Consider the following 18131-nt stretch of genomic DNA (forward strand, 5'->3'; position numbering starts at 1 on the left):
GGCGACATCCTCGCCCCCTACGGCGCCACCGGCCTGATCGCGCTCGCCTTCGTCCATATCTCCGACAAGGCGCTCAAGCGCTGGCTGTGGATCAGCGGCGCCTACGTCTGCCTCATCAGCCTGCCGCTGTTGGCGATGTCCTACGTCGGCGGAGCCCCGCCGACCTTCGAGAACGTTCCCCTCTACGTCAACCAGATGATCATCGGCTTCTCGAGTTCGATCCTCCTCACCACGGCTTCGGGCGTGATGGCGGTCTTCGTCCCGCTGACGATCATCGGCATGATGCTCCAACGCTCCGGATGGATCGACCACCCCGCGGACCACCTGCCCCAGCTGCGCCGCGTCTTCATATCCGGCATGGTCGTGGGCGTCCTGAGCTCGCTGCCGGTCTCGCTGGTCGCCCTCGGCGCCTGGCACCCCTCCGAGATGATCCACCAGGTCACGATCTACTCGACCCTGGTGGGCGGCATGTACGCCGGACTCGGCTACATCTGCGGCTTCGCGCTCATGGCCCACCGCTGGAGCGCCCGCGGCAGGCATGGCGTCCCCGGAGCCCTCGCGGCCGTCGGTGAACGCTCCCTGACGTCGTACCTGCTCCAGTCGATCATCATGGCCCCGCTCCTGACCGTCTGGGGCCTGGGCCTCGGCGACGGCATGGGCTACCTGATGGCCTTCGTGGTCGCGGCCGGAACCTGGTTCGTCACGATCCTGCTCGCAGTGCTCATGGACCGCAACGGCATTCGCGGCCCCTTCGAGGTCGCGCTCCGCCGACTCACCTACGGACGCAGAACCTGACGACGACCGTCCCCGCCCGACGGATCAACCCCGGCGGGCGGGCGGAGCGGTCGACTCCCGGACGATGAGAGGGCGGTCGATCCCGCCGCCGCCCGATCTCCCGGGAGCCGTTGCGGGAGCTCCGGGGAGCTGCCGGAACAGGGCCTCGAGCACGTAATTCGCATCAGCCTCGAAATCCTGGCGGATGGTGGTCAGCGCCGGGACGAGGTAGGCGGCGGCCGGGATGTCGTCGATGCCGACGACGGAGACGTCCCCGGGGACGCGCCGCCCGGCCTCGCGCAGGGCGCTGATCAGACCGATGGCCATCTCGTCGTTCGCGCTGAACACGGCCGTGACCTCCGGGTTCTGCGCCAGCTCGCGCGCGGCGGCGTGGCCCGAGGCCGGCGTCCAGTCGCCCTCGACGGGCGGCGGGGGCTCGATGCCGCGATCGAGCAGGGCGGCCCTCCAGCCCTCGACGCGCTCACGTGCCACCCATTCCTTGCGCGGACCGGCAGCGTGCCACACGCACTCGTGCCCGAGGTCGAGCAGGTGGTCGGTGGCCTTGCGGGCGGCGGCGAAGTTGACGCCTCCCAGCGAGGTGACGTGGTCGGAGGACAGCCCGTGGGACTCGCCGATGGTCAGGATCGGGATCTCCGTGTCGAGTCGGACCTGGTGGCCCTCGTCGATCGGCTCGGAGATGATGACGCCGTCGACGCCCTGCTCCAATAGCCAACTCGCCGCCTGGGCGATCGAGTCCGGCTGGCCCTCAAGGGTGTTGGCGACCATGAACGAGAACCCGGCGGCGCGGGTGGCGCGTTCGAGGGCGACCAGCAGCGACGCCGGCCCGTACATCGCCGTGCCGAGCGAGACCACGCCGATGCGCTGGAAGCGACCGGTGGTGAGCGCCCGCGCGGCGGTATTGGGGCGGAAGCCGAGTTCCCGCGCGGCCCGCAGGACCTTCTCGCGCACTTCGGCACTGACGTAGCGCTCGTTGTTGACCACTCGCGACACGGTCTTCTGCGAGACCCCGGCCAGCCGCGCGACGTCGTTCATCCCCGGGGGACGACGTCGCGCGGCCGCTTCTGCGGCTGAGGGATCGGACAAGGGAACTCCTTACAGAAATCCGGCCGGGCGGCGGTGGGACTCAGGCCGATTCACGAACGATGCCCCGGGCCGGGGACGGGGTCTCCCCCGAGGAGTCGAGGTCGAGCGCGGCCCGCGCGGCCATGATGTCGGGCCCGTGTTCGACGGCCCAGTCCGCGAGACCCGAAAGCGGCGCCAGCAGCGTCCGGCCGAGCGGCGTGAGGCTGTACTCGACGCTGGGCGGCTTCGTGGGGAACACCTCGCGGTGGACCAGCCCGTCGGTCTCCAGGCCGCGGAGTGTGCGGGTGAGCATTCGCTGGCTAATGACCTCGATCCCGCGATGCAGCTCGTTGAACCGGTACGGGCGTTTCCCGAGCAGCACGATCACCAGGATCGACCACTTGTCGCCGACTCGGCGAAGGATATCGGTGACCGGACACCGCTCGTACTCCCCGACCGGCACCGGATCGGGCAGTGGTGCGCTGACCATGGAGGGCACCGCCGTGTGCCTATCGGACATTGAACTGCCTCCTTGTGCGGTCACCACTGGTTACCGATGATGGTAGTGCGAACCATAAGTAACCACCTGGGGAGACCGAGCGCATGCCCGTTCCGCAATCGAATCCACACGACCCGCGCGTCATCGTCATCAGCGGCAGCAACGCCGCCAAAGGGCGCCGGCTCATCGCCGATGCCGACCGGATCGGTGCCGCCGACCGGATTCATTTCATCCGGGCCGACCTGTCCGGGGTTGAAGCCACCCGACGGGCGATCCGCGAGATCACCGCGCTCCATCCGACCGTTGACGCGTTGTGCCTCTTCGCGAACCGGCAGGCTCCCCGACATGACGTGACGCCGGAGGGACTCGAACGCGTCTTCGCCCTCTACTACCTCAGCCGCTACCTGCTCAGCCACGAGCTCACGCCGCTGCTGCGCCGCAGCCCGACTCCGGTGATCGTCAATGTGGCCGGCGTCGGGATGACCAAGGGCCGCATCCACTGGGACGACCTCCAGCTTCAGCGCGAATACGGCATGGTCGCCGCCCAACTCCAGGCCGGCCGCGCCAACGACTTGCTCGGTGTCGCCTATGCCTCCGAGCCGCACAACCCGGTCCGATACGTGCTCTACCACCCCGGCTTCACCGAGAGCGGTGATCTCACCACGATCCCGGCCCCGGCGCACCTGCTCATCCGGATCGCGGCCCGATTCGCCGCGCACCCGATCGAGCAGTCCATCGCGCCCGTCCACGACTTCATCGACAACCGGCCATCGGCCCCGCTCACGGCGATCGACCGCGGCAGGCAGCTCCCGCTCACGCTGAAGACGCTCGATCCGGACAACGCCGAACGACTCGCAGCGAAGACGGAGGCGCTGCTCGACACGCTTCCACTCGGGCCGGCCCCGAGCGCCGAGGAGCGCGAGGGCCCGGGCCCGGTTTAGAAGCCGTTCACGCCGGTGAGTTCGGCGGAGAGGTCCCACAGCCGGACGGCCGAGTCGGGGTCGACGGCCCAGGGATTGACGCCGCCTTCCCGCGCCTCGTCGGCGGGATCGGCGATATCGCAGTCCTCGCAGAACGCACCGCCGTGGCCTTCCAGCAGCGGCGAGGTCGCCGCCCAGACCGCCGTCGCCGCTCCCTGCTCCGGCGTCTTGAACCCCTCGCCCGCTCGTCCGTCCGGGGTGACCCAGCCGAGGGATTCCTGTTCCTCCCTGGGGAAGTGGCGCTGCAACGGGGTGAGGATGCTGCCGGGGTGGACGGAGAAGCCCCGCCACTCGCGCTCGCGGCCGAGGCGGTCGAAGTGCAGCGCGAAGAGGATGTTCGCCGTCTTCGACTGCCCATAGGCGAGCCACCGGTCGTATTCGGTGTTGAAATGCGGGTCGTCCCAACGGATGTCGGTGAGGGCATGAGCCCCGGAGGACACGGCCACGACCCGGGCGTCGTTCGCGAGTGTCGGAAGGATCCGATTGACCAGCGCGAAGTGACCGAGGTGGTTGATCGCGAACTGGGACTCCCATCCCGGCCCGACCCGCCTTTCGGGGCAGGCCATCACACCGGCGCTATTGATGACGATGTCGATCCTGCGCCCGTCGTCGAGGAGACCATCGGCGAAGGCGCGCACGCTGTCCAGGTCGGCGAGATCGAGCGCGCGTTGTTCGGTTCCGGCCACGTCCTTCAGGGCTGCCGCGGCCTCGGCGGGCCGTCGCGCGGGAACGATGACGCGCGCCCCGGCGCCGGACAGCGCCTTCGTGGTCGCCAGGCCGAGGCCCGAATAGCCGCCGGTGACGAGTGCGGTCTTGCCGCTGAGGTCGATTCCGGCGAGGACGTCCTCGGTGGTGGAGCGGGCGTCGAATCCGGTGTTGAGCTTGTGCTGCTTCGTGATCATGCGAGCGACACTAAATCCTAGAGTGGACTCTAGGTCAAGTTATGATCGGCGGATGGCTGAGAAGACGAACGGGCTTGCCATCGGCGCGGTCGCCGCGGCGACCGGGTTGAGCGTGCACGCGATCCGGTTCTTCGAGCAGGAGGGGCTGTTCCTGCGCGACATCCCGCGCAACGCGAGCGGTCGGCGGGTCTTCGAGCAGCAGGACGTCGATTGGCTGCTGCTGTGCAATCGGCTCCGCGAATCCGGCATGCCGATCGCCGGGATCAGGAGCTTTGTCGAGCTCGTCCGCGCGGGTCCGGGGAACGAGCCGGACCGGCTGGCGCTGCTTCGAGAGCACGAGGCGCGGGTGCGGGCCAGGATCGACGACCTCCACGACTGCCTCGACGTCATCCACGCCAAGGTCGCCACGTATGAGCGCCATGTCGCCGACGGAACCGCGGCCGGACTCTGGTCGCCGCGTTAGGAGACGGCCAGGTTCGGCGTCTCGACAAAGCATCCTCAGCGGTTCAGCAGGGCTTCGAGCAGGCCCAGTCGCATCGCGGCGTCGCGGGCCAGCAAGAACCCGACGATGCCGATCACCCAGCCGGTGGTGCTCGCGGCATGTTTGGACATCCAGTTGTTGATCTTGACCAGCACCGGTTCGACGGCACTCCGCGCCACCAGCCTCGCACCCATCAGGACGAGTGCCGGCAACACCATCACGAGGCAATACGCCGCCATGGTGACGGTGGTTCCCGCGGCGCCGATCCCGGCCTTGGTGACCAGCCCGATCGCCGCCAGGTACGGCAGCATCGTGGCCACTTCGAGAGTGGCCGCCGCGGTGGCGAGTCCCATCAGCGAGAGCGCGCCCATGCGCGAGCGGGTCGCGGTTCCGCCCGCTCCACTCGGCGCTTCGGCGCCGAGGGCCCGTTCGCGCCAGCGCGCGACTCGGCCGCCGCTTTCCTTGCGCCGCTTGGAGTCGAACCGGAAGGTCAGGGCGAACAGTCCGACGCCGAGCGCCAGTTGCACCCACGAGGCGGCCCGGCTGTCGAGGATTGCGGCGATCTCGGTCAGGAAGGTGCCGGCGCCGAGCGCGACCGCCATGCCGACCGCGAAGTAGAAGACCGCGATGGTGCCCAGGTAGACGAACATCCGCCCCGCACGGAGGCGTCCGGGTGCCAGCATCAGCCAGATGGGGATGAGCAGGGTGCCGAAGCTGGTCGAGTCGATCAGCGCGAGTGCGGCCAGCGAAGCGGCGAGGGCGAGGTCCATACCTGGAGCGTATGGAGCTTTGGGGCCCTGTCGCGTCGGCCGCGAGACGGAACGTCCGGAGGGGAACTGCACTTTTGGTGGCAAGCCGAATGATGCAGGGACGGAGCGCGACAGTGCGTCGGCCGTCCTGTCGCCCCAGGTCGAGCGTTCGAACTACGCCGAGCGCCGTACCCGTCCCCCTCATCGCGCTCCGATCGCGGTACGACGAGCGCCTGCGTTCGGACGACGACAACTCCGCCGTGGAACGACACCCTTGCAGGGCACCAACCGAATAGGAGCCCGCAATGGCACACACCCCCACGCTCGCACCGCAAGCCACCGCCCTCACCCGAAGATCGCTCGGGCCGGATCTGGGCCGCGGGTTCATGCTGCTGCTGGTGGCGCTGGCACACGCTCATCTGTATCTGTGGGGATTCGCGCCCGGGCTGCGCGGCTATGACGTCGACGGGACCACCGGTGAGCGGGCGCTCGCGGCCGTACAGCTGCTCTCTGTCGACGGCCGGGCGATGCCGCTCTTCGCGGCGCTCTTCGGCTACGGCCTCTACCAATTGACCGCACGCCAACTGTCCAATGGGGTCGAATGGGCGGGGGTCAGGCGCTTGGCGCGCCGCCGCAGCGTCTGGCTGCTGGTCTTCGGTGCGCTCCACGGGTTCCTGCTCTTCCCCGGCGAGATCCTCGGCACCTACGGGATCTTGGGGCTGGTCTTCGTAGGATTCGTCGTGCGTCGCGACCGGGCGCTGCTGCGGCTGGCGGCCATCGGAGTCCTGGTCCACATGATCCCCATGGTGGCGTTGGCGTTCGAAGGGATCGGCGCGGCCTCCGCCGAGGCGTCGGCGGCGGGCACCTCCGACTATCTGGCGAGCATCGCACCGCGCGGTCTGGTTTGGGCGCTGCTGACGCCGTTCGCTTTCGTGCCCATGGTCATCCCGATGTTCGCCTTGGGTCTGTGGGCCGCGAGGCGCCGGGTGCTCGACGAGCCCGAACGTCATCTCCCGCTGCTGCGACGGACCGCCGTCTACGGCATCGGGCTGGGCGTTGCCGGCGGGACTCCCCTGGTGCTCGTCCAGAACCAGCTGTGGTCGGCGTCCGATCCGGTGGTGGTGGTCGTGTTCCTGCTGCACGCGGTGACCGGTATCTCGGGTGGTCTCGGTGCGGCCGCTTTGATCGGTCTCATCGCCCACCGGATTCGAGACCGCCAGGGCATGATCACACGCGCCATCGCCGCTTGCGGGCAGCGTTCACTGACGTTCTACCTCTACCAGTCGGTCGTCTTCAACCTGGTCTTCGCGCCCTTCGCGTTCGGGCTGGGCGGCAGGGTGGACGAGGTGGCCGCTTCCGGCATCGCATTGCTGACCTGGGCCATTGGCGTAGTCATCGCCGCACTCATGGCACGGGCCGGGAATCGAGGACCGTTCGAGGTGCTGCTGCGCCGACTGACGTACCGATGACGGTCGGTCACAACAGCGCCGCAACCGAACACGATCGTGTATCCGTCGGGGTCGCGAACGTAGAGGTTCTTGAACGTCATGCCGTTGTCGTGGGGGGCCTCGATCGGCCCGAGTGAGATGCCGGCACCGCATTCGCGCAGCTCGACAGCCTCGCACGAGGGTCCGACAGTCGAGTGCCGTCTCGTCACAAATTGCACTCTGCATAAACGAGTTCCCAAGAGACTGCTTGGTGCCATAGTGTCACACCTGTGTTCTAGCGTTGCTCGAACATACTTCTGAAAGGCACACGCATGTTCGATAACCTTCCGGTTCTGCGGCACCTCGCGCAGAACCAACTCCTCAACCGGAAGCGGCGCAACGAAAGGCACGGCGAGCGCATCCAGATCGCCCCGCATCACGCCGACCGCGGCACCGCGCCGGGACCAGGGGCACTCTCCGATACGCGTCCCACGCCGAACACCGGCAACCTGGTCCTGCTCTGGACGGTTTCGAACCTCACCAACAAGCCCGGGATGTGACCGGGCAGCCCATGAATCGCTAGGGCCGCATGGCATCCACCTCCGGACCGGCAACCCCTACCAGCCCGTCGAGGGCCGGACGATCCCGGTGGATCGTCCGGCCCTCGCACAACGCGGCAGCGGGACACCGACGATCGAAACAAGCGCAGCCACCACCGGCCACTGCCCAACGCGCCCCTGGCCGAGGTCGCTATAGAACTCTCAACTCCACTTCAGACAGTTCGTCCTTGCCGGCGATCGCGTGGATCTCGGCAATGCGGTCTCCGACGAACTTCATCTTCATGACCAGCAGCACCTTGCCGCGCGGGGCCACGACCACCCCGGCCTCGCCGTCCAGCAGCACCGGGCGCGCCAGGTAAGCCGATCCCGAGAACTGCTCGGCGACGGCCTGAGCGCCGACGAGGTCGGCGCCGGTACCGAACAGCCGGGCGGCGGCGTCCTGACTGAAGGAGACGTTCGGGTCCAGCAGCGACAACAGCTCCTCGAACTCACCTTCTCTCGCGGCTCTGAGGAACGCCTCGACGGCACGGTAGCGCCGCAACCGGTCGCCGTCGTCCGAGCCGGACTTGCCGCGCACGCGGCGACGCGCGCGACTGGCGAGTCGCTGCGTGGTCTCCGGGCTGCGCTCGACGATCGGGGCGATGTCGGCGAACGGCACCGAGAACACGTCATGCAGGACGAATGCCAGCCGCTCGGCCGGCGAGAGCGCGTCGAGGACCACCAGCATCGCGTTCCCGACCGAGTCCGCCAGCAGCGCCTCTTCCTCGGGATCGACGCGGCGGAATATCCGCACCTTCGGCTCGGTGTCGCGCTCTTCCAGGAGGTCCTCGTCCCGTGCCTTGCGGGAGCGCAGCATGTCCAGGCACACCCGTCCGACCACGGTGGTCAGCCATCCCGCCAGGTTCTCCACGTCGGTCGTGTCGGCGCGCGCGGCCTTGAGCCAGGTCTCCTGCACGGCGTCTTCGGCTTCGCTCAGCGAGCCCAGCATCCGGTAGGCGATCGCCCGAAGGCGGTCCCGGTGTTCCTCGAAGCGCTCGGCGAGAATTTTTTCTCGGTCCATTGGTCTGGTTCTTTCGTCGGCGTCCGTCAAATAGGTACGACGCCATTTTCGACACCCGCTTTGGAGTAAGTGAACCATGAAAGCACGCATGAACAACCCCGCCCTCGTCCTGCCGGACGCCCAGAAGGCCATCCACGCCCTGAACAAGGTCATCAACTCGACCGAGACTCCCGAGAGCACGCTCGAACTGGTGCACCTGCGCACCAGCCAGATCAACGGCTGCGCGGCATGCGTCTTCGGCGGGGTCCACAAGGCCAGGAAGAACGGCGAGACCGACGATCGGCTGCACTCGGTGGCCGTCTGGCGGGAGTCCCCGCTGTTCAACGAGTCCGAGCGAGCCGCGCTGGCCCTGGCCGAGGCAGTCACGCGGATCGCCGACCGGCCCGAGTCCGTTACCGACGAAGTCTGGGAGCATGCGGCCAAGCACTTCGACGAAGCGCAGCTGTCCGCGATCCTGCTGATGATCGGGATGACGAACCTCTTCAACCGGCTCAACGTCTCGACCAGGCTGCCCGCGGGCCAAACCTGGTGACGCAGATCCGAGCGGCGCCGACGGGACCTCGTCGGCGCCGTCCGGATCCGAAGCGGCGCGACGCGAGCGAGATTCATCGCGGCCAAATGCGTTGCCGCATCCGGTGCTTCCGTGCGAAGGTGAGCGGATGTCGAACACAGTGGAGCTGCCGCGAACAGCAGCCGAGGCCGTCGCCCTCGAAGCCACCGGCCGTTCCTTCAAGTACCTGTGCTTCTGGGGCCACGCCGACGATCGCGGCGGCGAAGTCGGCCGCGGGTGCCTGAGCCAGTGGTGGCCGGGAAAGTTCACCGAGGACGGCCACCGGTTCGCCACCGCCGAGCACTACATGATGGCGCACAAGGCCTGGCTGTTCGGCGACGCCGCGATCGCCGAGCGGATCCTCGCCGCCGGGCACCCGGCCCAGGCTCAGAAACTCGGCCGTCAGGTCCGCGGTTTCGATCAGGCGATCTGGGAGGCCGAGCGCTTCGACATCGTCGTGCGCGGCAACATCGCCAAATTCGGCCAGCACGCAGAGGCGCTGGCGTTCCTGCTTGCCACCCGCAACCGAGTCCTGGTCGAGGCGAGCCCCCGTGATCGAATCTGGGGCATCGGCCTCGCCGAGGATGATCCGAAGGCGTCTCGACCGCGAACCTGGCGGGGCCTGAACCTCCTCGGGTTCGCCCTCATGGAAGCCCGCACCCGGCTCAACTCCTGAAACACCGAGATCTGTCCATATTGCGGTCGTGAGTTTCGCATTGGACATTGAAAGTCTTGACTACCTCGATGTGTTATCGATATCATCGACGTGGCGCCACTGGCGTTACCCCCCTCACGAGGAGTCCATCATGCGACGAACGATTTCGGTTGCACTGACGGCGGCAATGGCCGCCGTCCTGCTTCTGGCCAGTGCCGCTCCGGCATCGGCCGCCCATCATCTGACCGACGGGAGCTCGGTCAATCTGATCGCCCGCCATTCGGGCAAGTGCGCCGACGTCGTCAGCGCCTCGACGGCCAACGCGGCCGAGGTCAGCCAGTACACCTGCAACAACGGCCTGAACCAGCTGTGGCGCATCCGCGACCTCGGCAACGGCTATGTGCAGCTCGCCGCCCGCCACTCCGGCCAGTGCCTCGACGTCGACGGCGCCTCGACCACCAACGGAGCCAAGGTGATCCAGTGGCCTTGCGCTAGCGGCACGAACCAGCAGTGGCGGATCGAGAACACCGGCTCCGGCCACACGCGGCTGATCGCGCGGCATTCGGGCAAGTGCCTGGAGGTGCCGAGCGCTTCGACCGCGAACGGGGCGCGACTCCAACAGCGGGACTGCGGCACCGGGACGAACCAGCAGTGGGAGCTGAACCTGGTGTCCAACCCCGCCTTGCCGGGCCTGTTCGCCGACCCGAACATCGTCCGGTTCGGCGACACCTACTACATGTACCCGACCACGGACGGCTTCGCCGGCTGGTCCGGCACCCAGTACCGGGCCTTCTCCTCCAAAGACCTCGTCAACTGGACCGACCACGGCGTGATCCTGGACGTGGCCGCCGACGTCTCCTGGGCGGACAACTCCGCTTGGGCGCCGGGCATCGCCGAGAAGAACGGAAAGTACTACTTCTACTTCTCCGGTGGGAAGGCCAGCGGCGACACCCGCAAGCAGCTGGGCGTGGCGGTCGCCGACTCGCCGACCGGTCCGTTCCGCGACGCCCTCGGCAGGCCCCTGGTCTCCGCCGGGTCCTATGCGGGCCAGGCGATCGACCCGGCCGTGTTCACCGACACCAACGGACAGTCCTACCTGTACTGGGGCCAGGGCTCGTCGCACCAGGTGCCGCTCAACGCCGACATGACCTCGTTCAACTCATCGCAAGTGCGCACCTACAAGCCCACGAACTACAACGAGGGCAGCTTCGTGGTCAAGCGCGGGAGCACCTACTACTTCATGTGGTCGGAGAACGACACCCGCTCTGAGGACTACCGGGTCGCCTACGCCACCGGTACCTCGCCGACCGGGCCGTGGAGCAACCGCGGCGTGATCCTCCAGAAGGACCTCAGCAAGGGGATCAAGGGCACCGGCCACCACTCGGTGGTCCAGGTCCCCGGTACCGACCAGTGGTACATCGCCTACCACCGATTCGCCATTCCGGATGGCGACGGAACCCACCGTGAAACCATGATCGACCCCCTCTACTTCAACGCAGACGGCACCATCCGACCCGTCATCCCAACCCTGGAAGGCATCGAACCCCTCTGACCCGAGAGCGCGATCGGCCCATAAACAAGAAGAGGCCCGGACGACGAAAGCCGTCCGGGCCGATCCCACTGGCCCGCGATTAGGGTTCGGCCGGTTCTGCCGCGCGGACGACCTGCCTGGCTCGGACGACGCGAAGAACAGGGATGATCACGACCGTCAGGACCAGGACGCCGACGAGTGTGGCGGACAGAGGGCGCTGAACGAACTCGGTGACGTCACCGCCGAAGATGCGCATCGAGCGGCGGAAGGAGCCTTCCAGGAGTGAGCCGAGGACGAAGGCGAGCACGAACGGCCCAGGCTCGAAGCCGAGCTTGCGCATCGCGTAGCCGACCAGGCCGAGGGCGACCGCCAGCACCATGTCGAAGGCGTTGTTGCGGATGCTGTAGACGCCGAGCATGGTGATGACGATCGTGATCGGCGCGAGGATGCCGGGGCGGATCTTGAGCATGCGGACGAAGACCCCGATCAGCGGGATGCTCAGCGCCAGTAGCAGGAGATTGCCCAGGTACATCGAGTTGACCACGCCCCAGAAGACGTCCGGGTGCTCGGTCATGAGCGCCGGACCGGGGGTGATGCCCTGAAGCATGAGTGCGCCGAACAGCACGGCCATAGTCGCGTTCGCCGGGATGCCGAGCGTCAGCAGTGGGATGAACGAGGAGGTGGCGGCCGCATTGTTCGCCGCCTCGGGCCCGGCCACGCCTTCGATGGCGCCCTTGCCGAACCGAGACGGGTCCTTCGCGCTGCGCTTCTCCACGGCGTACGCGACGAGCGAAGACATCGTGGCACCACCGCCGGGGAGAATGCCGAGCACGAAGCCGACCACCGAGCCGCGCAGGATCGCCAGCCGTGAGCGCAGCCACTGCACGCGGCTGGGGATGGCGCGCCCGAACGCCGGGACGGCCGCTTGCGGCCGGTCGCGGTGTTCGAGGTTGTAGAGGATCTCCCCGACCCCGAACAGCCCCATGGCGACGATGACGAAGTCGATGCCGTCGGCGAGCTGGTCGGTGCCGAACGTGAACCGGGGCGTGCCCAGGAGCGGGTCGAGCCCCACGGTGGCCAGCAGCAGCCCGGCGCCGGCCGCGGCGGCGCTCTTGATCAGGGAGCCGCTGCCAAGGGTGCCCACGAGGAAGATCCCGATGAGCGCGAGGACCGTGTACTCGGCGGGGCCGAACGCGAGCGCGACCCCCGCGAGCGCGGGGGCGACGAGCGAGAGCAGGATGATCGAGGCCGTGCCGCCGATGAACGACGCGATCGCGGCCACCCCGAGCGCCGAACCGGCCTCGCCACGCTTGGCAAGCTGGTGCCCGTCGATGGCTGTGACCACCGTGGAGGCCTCGCCCGGGAGCTTCAGCAGCACCGAGGTGATGGTCCCACCGTACTGCGCGCCGTAGAAGATCCCGGCGAGCATGATGACCGCCGCCACGGGCTCCAGGTTGTAGGTGATCGGCAGCAGGATCGCGATGGTGGCGGCCGGGCCGAGGCCCGGCAGCACCCCGATGAGCATCCCGATGGTGACGCCGAGGAGGCAGAACAGCAGGTTCTGCGGTTCGAACACCACCGAAAAGCCGGTGAGGACGGGTGAGAGGTCCATGGTCGACGCTCCAGAGTGGACGATCAGAGGGCGATCAGGTGCGGCAGCGGCACGCGGAGAGTGAGGATGAACAGGGCGTACGCGGCGGCGGTTACGCCCACCGACAGGAGCGCGGTGCTCAGCCACGACTCGCGGCCGAGGAACCGCAGCCACGCCGTCAGCAGGAGCACCGACGGGATCTCGAACCCGATGACCTCGAAGAGACTCGCATAGACGAAGAGGCCCACCGCTGCCGCGGCCACACCGATCGCGCCGCGCGTGAACGCCTCGGTGCCTTCGACGCGGCGTACCGAGGCGAGGATGCCGGCCCCGGTCAGGACCAGGAGCGCCGAGACGATCAAGGGCCACAAGCCTGGCCCGGGATCGGTGAGGGTGCCGATATCGAGCCGCAGGCTCAGCCAGGCCGCGGCCGCGCCGAGGACGACCGGGACGGCACCGGCGACCGCAGCCAGGACCCGCCCGCCCGGAGCCGGTGCCTCCGGTTCCGGGCGGGCGTCGTCGGTCTCGTGCTCCGCCATGGGGAGAGCGCTCACGATCCGTCGCCGAGGGCCAGTCCGACGTCGGCCACGTTCTGCGCGTAAAGCTCGGCGGCCTCGCTCAGGTGGGCGCGGGCCTCGACGTCGTCGACCTCCCACACGTCCATGTAATTGTCCTGGAGGAACGCCTGGTAGTCGGGGTCCTGGCGGGCCTCCTCGAAGGCGAGGACGAGCGCGCCCGCCACGGTGTCGGAGACCTCGCTGGGCGCGACGACCATGCGGCGCTGGTCGACGACGACCGGGTACCCGGCCTCGGTCGCGGTCGGCGCGTCCTGGAGGAACACGTTCCGCTCCTCCGAGAACACGGTCAGCGGGCGCAGGGCCCCGGCCTCGATCTGCGGCATCGTCTCGGCGAGCGAGCCGGAGACTACATCGATCTCCTGGCCCAGCAGCGCGGTCACCGCGGGCGCGCCGCCGTCGAAAGGCACGTCGGTGGCCTCGGTGCCAGCCAGGCCGAACAGGAGCGCCAGCGAGAGCTGCCCGCCGGTGCCGACCCCGGCGGTGCCGTAGTTCAGCGACGGGGCGGCGACCAGGTCCTCAAGGGACTGGTAGGGCGAATCGGCGTGCACCACCAGGACATAGGCCTCGTTGGTGAGCGTCGCGATGATCCGGAAATCGTCGATCGCGACCGCGTCCGGGTCGTCGACCACGAGCGGCGTGATCGCGAACAGCGATTTGACCGCGAGCGCGAGCGTGTAGCCGTCGGCGTCGCCCGACACCAGTTCCTTGAGGCCCACGGCGCCGTTGGCGCCGGGTTTGTTGGCCAAGGCGATCGACTGGCCGAGCGGCTCTTCGGCGGCGAGGCAGACGGCGCGGCTGAGCAGGTCGCTGGACCCGCCGGCGTCGAACGGGACCGTGAAATCGATGGCGCGCGTGGGGAAGTCGTCCTCGGCGGCGTCGGCACCGCCTTGGACGCCGTTGCAGGCGGCCAGGGCGGCGACCGGCGCGGCGGCCGCACCGGCCAGCAGGCCGCGGCGGGTGAAGGGTCGGGGGTTCATTGATCGGCTCCTCATTGAGTGACGGTCGGGTATGGGAAGGAGTTCACCCCAGGCAGGGGCGTTTCGGGTCGAAGGCCCATCCGGGGGCGAGGTACTGCATGGCGGCGGCGTCGTCGCGGGCGCCGAGGCCGTGCAGGAGGTAGCGCTCGTGCGCGAGTTCGACCTGCTCGAGGTCGAGTTCGACGCCGAGTCCGGGTGCGGTCGGCACGGCGATGGCGCCGTCGGCGATCCGGAGCGGGTCGGCGGTGAGCCGCTGCCCGTCCTGCCAGATCCAGTGCGTGTCGATCGCGGTGATCGCACCGGGCGCGGCTGCGGCGACGTGGGTGAACATCGCCAGCGACACGTCGAAGTGGTTGTTGGAGTGCGAGCCCCAGGTCAAGCCCCAGGCCTCGCAGAATTGGGCGACGCGCACCGAGCCGGACATCGTCCAGAAGTGCGGGTCGGCCAGGGGGATGTCAACGGCGTCGGCGCGCACCGCGTGGGCGAGTTCGCGCCAGTCGCAGGCGATCATGTTCGTCGCAGTGCGCATTCCCGTGGCGCGCTTGAACTCGGCCATTACCTCGCGCCCGGAGTAGCCGTCCTCGGCGCCGCACGGGTCCTCAGCGTAGGCGAGGACGCCGTCGAGCCCCCGGCATAGGGCGATCGCCTGGTCGAGGGGCCACGCTCCGTTGGGGTCCAGGGTGATCCGGGCGTCCGGGAACCGCTCGGCCAGCGCGGTGACCGCGGCGGCCTCGTCAGGGCCGGGCAGGACGCCGCCTTTGAGTTTGAAGTCGCGGAAGCCGTAGCGGGCCTCGGCGGCCTCGGCGAGGGCGACGACGGCCTCGGGGGTAAGTGCTTCCCGGTCGCGCAGGCGCAGCCAGGGGTCGTCGGTGCCGGCGGTGCCGTCGCGGTACGGGAGGTCGGTCTTGTCGCGGTCGCCGATGTAGAAGAGGTAGCCGAGGACGGGGACGCTGTCGCGTTGGGCGCCGTCGCCGAGAAGGGCCGACACGGGCACGCCGAGGTGCTTGCCGAGGAGGTCGAGGAGGGCCCCTTCGAGGGCGGTACGGGCGTGGATCGCCACGCGCTGGTCGAAGGTCTGGCGGCCGCGGCCGGCGCTGTCTCGGTGGGCGAAGCGGCGGGCGACCTCGCCGAGGACCGCGTTCCAGGTGCCCACGGGTGCGCCGACGACGAGGTCGCGGGCGTCTTCGAGGGTCTTGGCGACGGCCTCGCCGCCGGGGACCTCGCCGACACCGGTGGCGCCCGTGTCGTCGGTGAGGATCACCAGGTTGCGAGTGAAGAAGGGCGCGTGGGCGCCGCTGAGGTTGAGGAGCATCGAGTCGTGTCCGGCGACGGGGACGACGCGGAGGCTCGTGACGCGGGGGGTTCGGGGCATCGTGGTCATCGCAGTTCCGGCGGCAGGAGTTCGGTCGGGAGGTCTTGGTAGGCGACGGGTCTGAGGAAGCGGTCGACGGCGAGGGTGCCGACGGAGGTCGATCGGGCGTCGCTGGTGGCGGGGTACGGTCCGCCGTGGATGGTGGCGGGGCCGACTTCGACGCCGGTGGGCCAGCCGCCGTGGACGATACGTCCGGCGAGGAGTTCGAGTCGGGGCAGGAGCCGAGCGGCTTCGGGCCCGTCATCGGGCCCAGTGTGGATGGTTGCGGTGAGCTGGCCTTCGAGGACGTCGAGGAGGTGGTGCGTCTCGGCCTCGTCCACGACGGTGACGATGAGGGCCGCAGCGCCGAAGACCTCCTCGCGTAGTGCGGGTTCACGCAGGAAGGTCGCGGCGTCGGTGCGGAGCAGGGCCGGGGCGGGTTCGCCGGTGCCGTGGGCGAGAAGTTCCACGCCCGGGATCGCGGTGAGGCGTTCGAGCCCAGTCTCGTAAGCGGCGCGGATGGCGTCGGTGAGCATGGGCTGGGCTGCGGTGTCGGCGACGGCGCCGGCGGCGGTAGCGAGGAATTCGTCGAGTCCGTCTCCGGTGCGCGCGAAGACGAGTCCGGGGTTGGTGCAGAACTGTCCTGAGCCGAGGGTGAGCGAGGCTGCGAAGCCGCGGGCGAGGTCCCCGGCGGCGTCGGTGAGGGCGCCGGGGAGGAGGAAGACCGGGTTGACGCTCGACATCTCGGCGTAGACGGGGATGGGGACGGGTCGGGCGGCGGCCGTGGCGGCGATGGCGAGGCCGGCGGCGCGGGAGCCGGTGAAGGCGACGGCGGCGATGCCGGGGTGGGCGACCAGGGCTTGGCCAAGGGTCCGGCCGGGACCGGTGATCTGGGCGAAGACTCCGGCGGGGAGGCCGAGCGCGGCGACGGCGTCATGGACGGCTCCGGCGACGAGCGTCGCCGTGTCCGGGTGGGCCTCATGGCCTTTGACGATGACGGGCGCTCCGGCGGCGAGCGCGGAGGCGGTGTCGCCGCCGGCGGTCGAGAACGCGAGCGGGAAGTTGCTGGCGCCGAAGACCGCTACGGGCCCCAGCGGGATGCGGCGCAGTCGCAGGTCGGGCCTGGGGAGCGGGAGCCGGTCGGGGTCGGCAGGGGCGATGCGGACGCCGTTCCACGCGGGGTCTTCGAGGAGGCGCGCGAACATGCGGAGCTGGGCGGTGGTGCGATCGCGTTCGGAGGCGGCCCGGGCGAGCGGCAGGCGCGTTTCGCGGTGGACGGTGGCGGTGAGGTCGTCACCGAGCGCGTCGATGCGGTCGGCGACGGCGTTGAGCAGCGCGGCCCGCTGGGGAGCCGGGGTCTCGCGGTAGGGGCCGAAGGCCTCGCGGGCCGCGGCGACGGCGAGTTCCAGTTCAGGGAAGTCCGTCATGCCTTCACCTGCTCCACCAGGGCGCTGAGGGCGGCGAACTCGTCCTCGCTCAGTTCGGTCAGCGGGGGGCGCACGGGGCCCGCGGGGCGGCCGGCGGCACGCATCCCGGCCTTGACGATCGACACGGCGTAGCCCTTGCCGCCGTTGCGGATCTCCAAGTAGGGCAGCACGAATGCGGCGAGGCGGCGGTAGACGGCCGCGCTGTCGCCGGCGCGCACGTCGTCGTAGAAGGCGAGTGCGAACTCGGGGACGAAGTTGAAGATCGCCGAGGAGTAGGTGGTGACGCCGAGCTGGAGGTACGGGAGGGCGAACGTCTCGGCGGTGGGGAGGCCGCCGATGTAGAGGAGGCGCTCGCCGAGGGTGGTGTAGAGGCGGGTCATGAACTCGATGTCGCCGATGCCGTCTTTGAAGCCGATGAAGTTGGGGCAGGCGTCGGCGAGGAGGGCGACGGTGTCGACGTCGAAGGCGGCGTTGGCGCGGTGGTAGAGGATCACGCCGAGGGAGGTCGCGTCACAGACGGCTTTGGCGTGGGCGAAGAGGCCGGCTTGGCTGGCCTCGGTCAGGTAGGGCGGGAACAGCAGGACCGCGTCGGCCCCGGCCTGCTCGGCGTCCTTCGCGAACGCGATCGCCTGCGCCGTCCCGTATCCGGCGGGGGCGACGATCGGCACGGCGCCGGCGGCCTGCTCGACGGCGGCGCGGAGCACGGTGGCGACCTCGGCGGGGGTGAGCGAGAAGAACTCGCCGGTGCCGCCGGCCGCGAACAGTCCCGACGCGGGATAGGTCGCCAGATGCCCCAGGTTCTCGCGGTAGGCCGCTTCGTCGAAGGAGAGGTCGTCGCGGAAGTGGGTGACCGGGAAGGACAGCAGCCCGGAGCCCAGGACTCTCTGGATTTCTGCCGGGGCATATCGCGTCATGTTGAGAGGTCTCCTGTTTCGCTGGGTTGGACAGTACCGTAG

General features: G+C 69.2%; 19 protein-coding genes. 8 read left to right on the top strand and 11 right to left on the bottom strand.

All coding sequences use genetic code 11. From position 1 onward, the window contains the following. A partial coding sequence (locus FAB82_RS04970; RefSeq protein ID WP_136533441.1) for a DUF418 domain-containing protein occupies positions 1-795 on the top strand: 795 nt, incomplete at its 5' end. A gap of 24 nt (positions 796-819) precedes the next feature. Here the strand turns inward: FAB82_RS04970 and FAB82_RS04975 are convergent. Continuing rightward, positions 820-1878: a LacI family DNA-binding transcriptional regulator gene (locus FAB82_RS04975; RefSeq protein ID WP_211116380.1), complete on the bottom strand. Its 1059-nt coding sequence runs from the start codon at positions 1876-1878 to the stop codon at positions 820-822. Between the two features lie 40 nt (positions 1879-1918). Continuing rightward, positions 1919-2377 carry a winged helix-turn-helix transcriptional regulator gene (locus FAB82_RS04980; RefSeq protein WP_136533442.1) on the bottom strand — a complete coding sequence of 153 codons (459 nt, stop codon included), beginning with the start codon at positions 2375-2377 and terminating at the stop codon, positions 1919-1921. 83 nt (positions 2378-2460) lie between these two features. Between FAB82_RS04980 and FAB82_RS04985 the strand changes: the two genes are divergently transcribed. Further along, positions 2461-3297: an SDR family NAD(P)-dependent oxidoreductase gene (locus tag FAB82_RS04985; RefSeq protein ID WP_136533443.1), complete on the top strand. Its 837-nt coding sequence runs from the start codon at positions 2461-2463 to the stop codon at positions 3295-3297. On the opposite strand, the gene FAB82_RS04990 is transcribed toward FAB82_RS04985, so the two are convergent. After that, a complete protein-coding gene (locus FAB82_RS04990) occupies positions 3294-4238 on the bottom strand; it encodes an SDR family NAD(P)-dependent oxidoreductase (protein WP_136533444.1) in 945 nt (314 codons plus the stop codon). The two genes, FAB82_RS04985 and FAB82_RS04990, sit on opposite strands and share 4 nt — an antisense overlap. A gap of 52 nt (positions 4239-4290) precedes the next feature. On the opposite strand from FAB82_RS04990, the gene FAB82_RS04995 reads away from it, so the two are divergent. Then, positions 4291-4701 (top strand): MerR family transcriptional regulator, encoded by a 411-nt coding sequence (locus FAB82_RS04995; RefSeq protein WP_136533445.1) that lies wholly within the window; start codon positions 4291-4293, stop codon positions 4699-4701. 35 nt (positions 4702-4736) lie between these two features. On the opposite strand, the gene FAB82_RS05000 is transcribed toward FAB82_RS04995, so the two are convergent. Beyond that, entirely contained in the window at positions 4737-5489 is a 753-nt protein-coding gene (locus tag FAB82_RS05000; protein ID WP_136533446.1) for a GAP family protein, read from the bottom strand. Positions 5490-5773: 284 nt separating this feature from the next. Between FAB82_RS05000 and FAB82_RS05005 the strand changes: the two genes are divergently transcribed. Beyond that, the gene (locus FAB82_RS05005) at positions 5774-6937 is read left to right on the top strand and encodes a DUF418 domain-containing protein (protein WP_136533447.1); all 1164 of its coding nucleotides are present in this window, start codon (positions 5774-5776) and stop codon (positions 6935-6937) included. A gap of 290 nt (positions 6938-7227) precedes the next feature. Continuing rightward, complete coding sequence (locus tag FAB82_RS05010; protein ID WP_136533448.1) at positions 7228-7455, top strand: hypothetical protein; 228 nt, start codon at positions 7228-7230, stop codon at positions 7453-7455. A 190-nt stretch (positions 7456-7645) separates the two neighbouring features. Here FAB82_RS05010 and FAB82_RS05015 read toward each other — a convergent pair whose 3' ends face one another. Continuing rightward, positions 7646-8515, bottom strand: coding sequence for a sigma-70 family RNA polymerase sigma factor (locus tag FAB82_RS05015; protein ID WP_136533449.1), 870 nt, complete (start codon positions 8513-8515; stop codon positions 7646-7648). Between the two features lie 76 nt (positions 8516-8591). Between FAB82_RS05015 and FAB82_RS05020 the strand changes: the two genes are divergently transcribed. From FAB82_RS05020 to FAB82_RS05030, 3 genes are all read left to right on the top strand, one after another. Further along, on the top strand, positions 8592-9047 hold the full coding sequence (locus tag FAB82_RS05020; RefSeq protein ID WP_136533450.1) for a carboxymuconolactone decarboxylase family protein: 456 nt from the start codon (positions 8592-8594) through the stop codon (positions 9045-9047). A gap of 127 nt (positions 9048-9174) precedes the next feature. Next, positions 9175-9741 carry a riboflavin biosynthesis intermediates N-glycosidase gene (locus tag FAB82_RS05025; protein ID WP_136533451.1) on the top strand — a complete coding sequence of 189 codons (567 nt, stop codon included), beginning with the start codon at positions 9175-9177 and terminating at the stop codon, positions 9739-9741. 166 nt (positions 9742-9907) lie between these two features. Continuing rightward, the gene (locus FAB82_RS05030) at positions 9908-11272 is read left to right on the top strand and encodes a family 43 glycosylhydrolase (protein ID WP_342799435.1); all 1365 of its coding nucleotides are present in this window, start codon (positions 9908-9910) and stop codon (positions 11270-11272) included. 79 nt (positions 11273-11351) lie between these two features. Here FAB82_RS05030 and FAB82_RS05035 read toward each other — a convergent pair whose 3' ends face one another. The 6 genes from FAB82_RS05035 to kdgD are packed head-to-tail and all read right to left on the bottom strand — an operon-like array spanning position 11352 to position 18089. After that, complete coding sequence (locus FAB82_RS05035) at positions 11352-12863, bottom strand: tripartite tricarboxylate transporter permease (protein WP_136533453.1); 1512 nt, start codon at positions 12861-12863, stop codon at positions 11352-11354. A gap of 23 nt (positions 12864-12886) precedes the next feature. Beyond that, on the bottom strand, positions 12887-13396 hold the full coding sequence (locus FAB82_RS05040; RefSeq protein WP_136533454.1) for a tripartite tricarboxylate transporter TctB family protein: 510 nt from the start codon (positions 13394-13396) through the stop codon (positions 12887-12889). Then, a complete protein-coding gene (locus tag FAB82_RS05045; protein ID WP_168801423.1) occupies positions 13393-14397 on the bottom strand; it encodes a Bug family tripartite tricarboxylate transporter substrate binding protein in 1005 nt (334 codons plus the stop codon). The genes FAB82_RS05040 and FAB82_RS05045 overlap by 4 nt, the downstream gene beginning before the upstream one ends. A gap of 43 nt (positions 14398-14440) precedes the next feature. Then, entirely contained in the window at positions 14441-15778 is a 1338-nt protein-coding gene (locus FAB82_RS05050; protein WP_136533456.1) for an enolase C-terminal domain-like protein, read from the bottom strand. Next, positions 15775-17175: an aldehyde dehydrogenase (NADP(+)) gene (locus FAB82_RS05055; RefSeq protein WP_136533457.1), complete on the bottom strand. Its 1401-nt coding sequence runs from the start codon at positions 17173-17175 to the stop codon at positions 15775-15777. The genes FAB82_RS05050 and FAB82_RS05055 overlap by 4 nt, the downstream gene beginning before the upstream one ends. Next, positions 17172-18089, bottom strand: coding sequence for a 5-dehydro-4-deoxyglucarate dehydratase (kdgD, locus tag FAB82_RS05060; protein WP_136533458.1), 918 nt, complete (start codon positions 18087-18089; stop codon positions 17172-17174). The genes FAB82_RS05055 and kdgD overlap by 4 nt, the downstream gene beginning before the upstream one ends. Between the last annotated feature and the right edge of the window lie 42 nt (positions 18090-18131).

The sequence above is a fragment of the Glycomyces buryatensis genome (assembly GCF_004912275.1).
In the GTDB taxonomy this organism is placed as follows: Bacteria; Actinomycetota; Actinomycetes; order Mycobacteriales; family Micromonosporaceae; genus Glycomyces; species Glycomyces buryatensis.

Excerpts from the sequence above, each read along its gene's own strand:
- FAB82_RS04980 (WP_136533442.1), bottom strand. The coding sequence starts at position 2,377 with ATGTCCGATAGGCACACGGCGGTGCCCTCCATGGTCAGCGCACCACTG.
- FAB82_RS04985 (WP_136533443.1), top strand. The coding sequence starts at position 2,461 with ATGCCCGTTCCGCAATCGAATCCACACGACCCGCGCGTCATCGTCATC.
- FAB82_RS04990 (WP_136533444.1), bottom strand. The coding sequence starts at position 4,238 with ATGATCACGAAGCAGCACAAGCTCAACACCGGATTCGACGCCCGCTCC.
- FAB82_RS04995 (WP_136533445.1), top strand. The coding sequence starts at position 4,291 with ATGGCTGAGAAGACGAACGGGCTTGCCATCGGCGCGGTCGCCGCGGCG.
- FAB82_RS05000 (WP_136533446.1), bottom strand. The coding sequence starts at position 5,489 with ATGGACCTCGCCCTCGCCGCTTCGCTGGCCGCACTCGCGCTGATCGAC.
- FAB82_RS05005 (WP_136533447.1), top strand. The coding sequence starts at position 5,774 with ATGGCACACACCCCCACGCTCGCACCGCAAGCCACCGCCCTCACCCGA.
- FAB82_RS05010 (WP_136533448.1), top strand. The coding sequence starts at position 7,228 with ATGTTCGATAACCTTCCGGTTCTGCGGCACCTCGCGCAGAACCAACTC.
- FAB82_RS05015 (WP_136533449.1), bottom strand. The coding sequence starts at position 8,515 with ATGGACCGAGAAAAAATTCTCGCCGAGCGCTTCGAGGAACACCGGGAC.
- FAB82_RS05020 (WP_136533450.1), top strand. The coding sequence starts at position 8,592 with ATGAAAGCACGCATGAACAACCCCGCCCTCGTCCTGCCGGACGCCCAG.
- FAB82_RS05025 (WP_136533451.1), top strand. The coding sequence starts at position 9,175 with ATGTCGAACACAGTGGAGCTGCCGCGAACAGCAGCCGAGGCCGTCGCC.
- FAB82_RS05030 (WP_342799435.1), top strand. The coding sequence starts at position 9,908 with ATGGCCGCCGTCCTGCTTCTGGCCAGTGCCGCTCCGGCATCGGCCGCC.
- FAB82_RS05035 (WP_136533453.1), bottom strand. The coding sequence starts at position 12,863 with ATGGACCTCTCACCCGTCCTCACCGGCTTTTCGGTGGTGTTCGAACCG.
- FAB82_RS05045 (WP_168801423.1), bottom strand. The coding sequence starts at position 14,397 with ATGAACCCCCGACCCTTCACCCGCCGCGGCCTGCTGGCCGGTGCGGCC.
- FAB82_RS05050 (WP_136533456.1), bottom strand. The coding sequence starts at position 15,778 with ATGACCACGATGCCCCGAACCCCCCGCGTCACGAGCCTCCGCGTCGTC.
- FAB82_RS05055 (WP_136533457.1), bottom strand. The coding sequence starts at position 17,175 with ATGACGGACTTCCCTGAACTGGAACTCGCCGTCGCCGCGGCCCGCGAG.
- kdgD (WP_136533458.1), bottom strand. The coding sequence starts at position 18,089 with ATGACGCGATATGCCCCGGCAGAAATCCAGAGAGTCCTGGGCTCCGGG.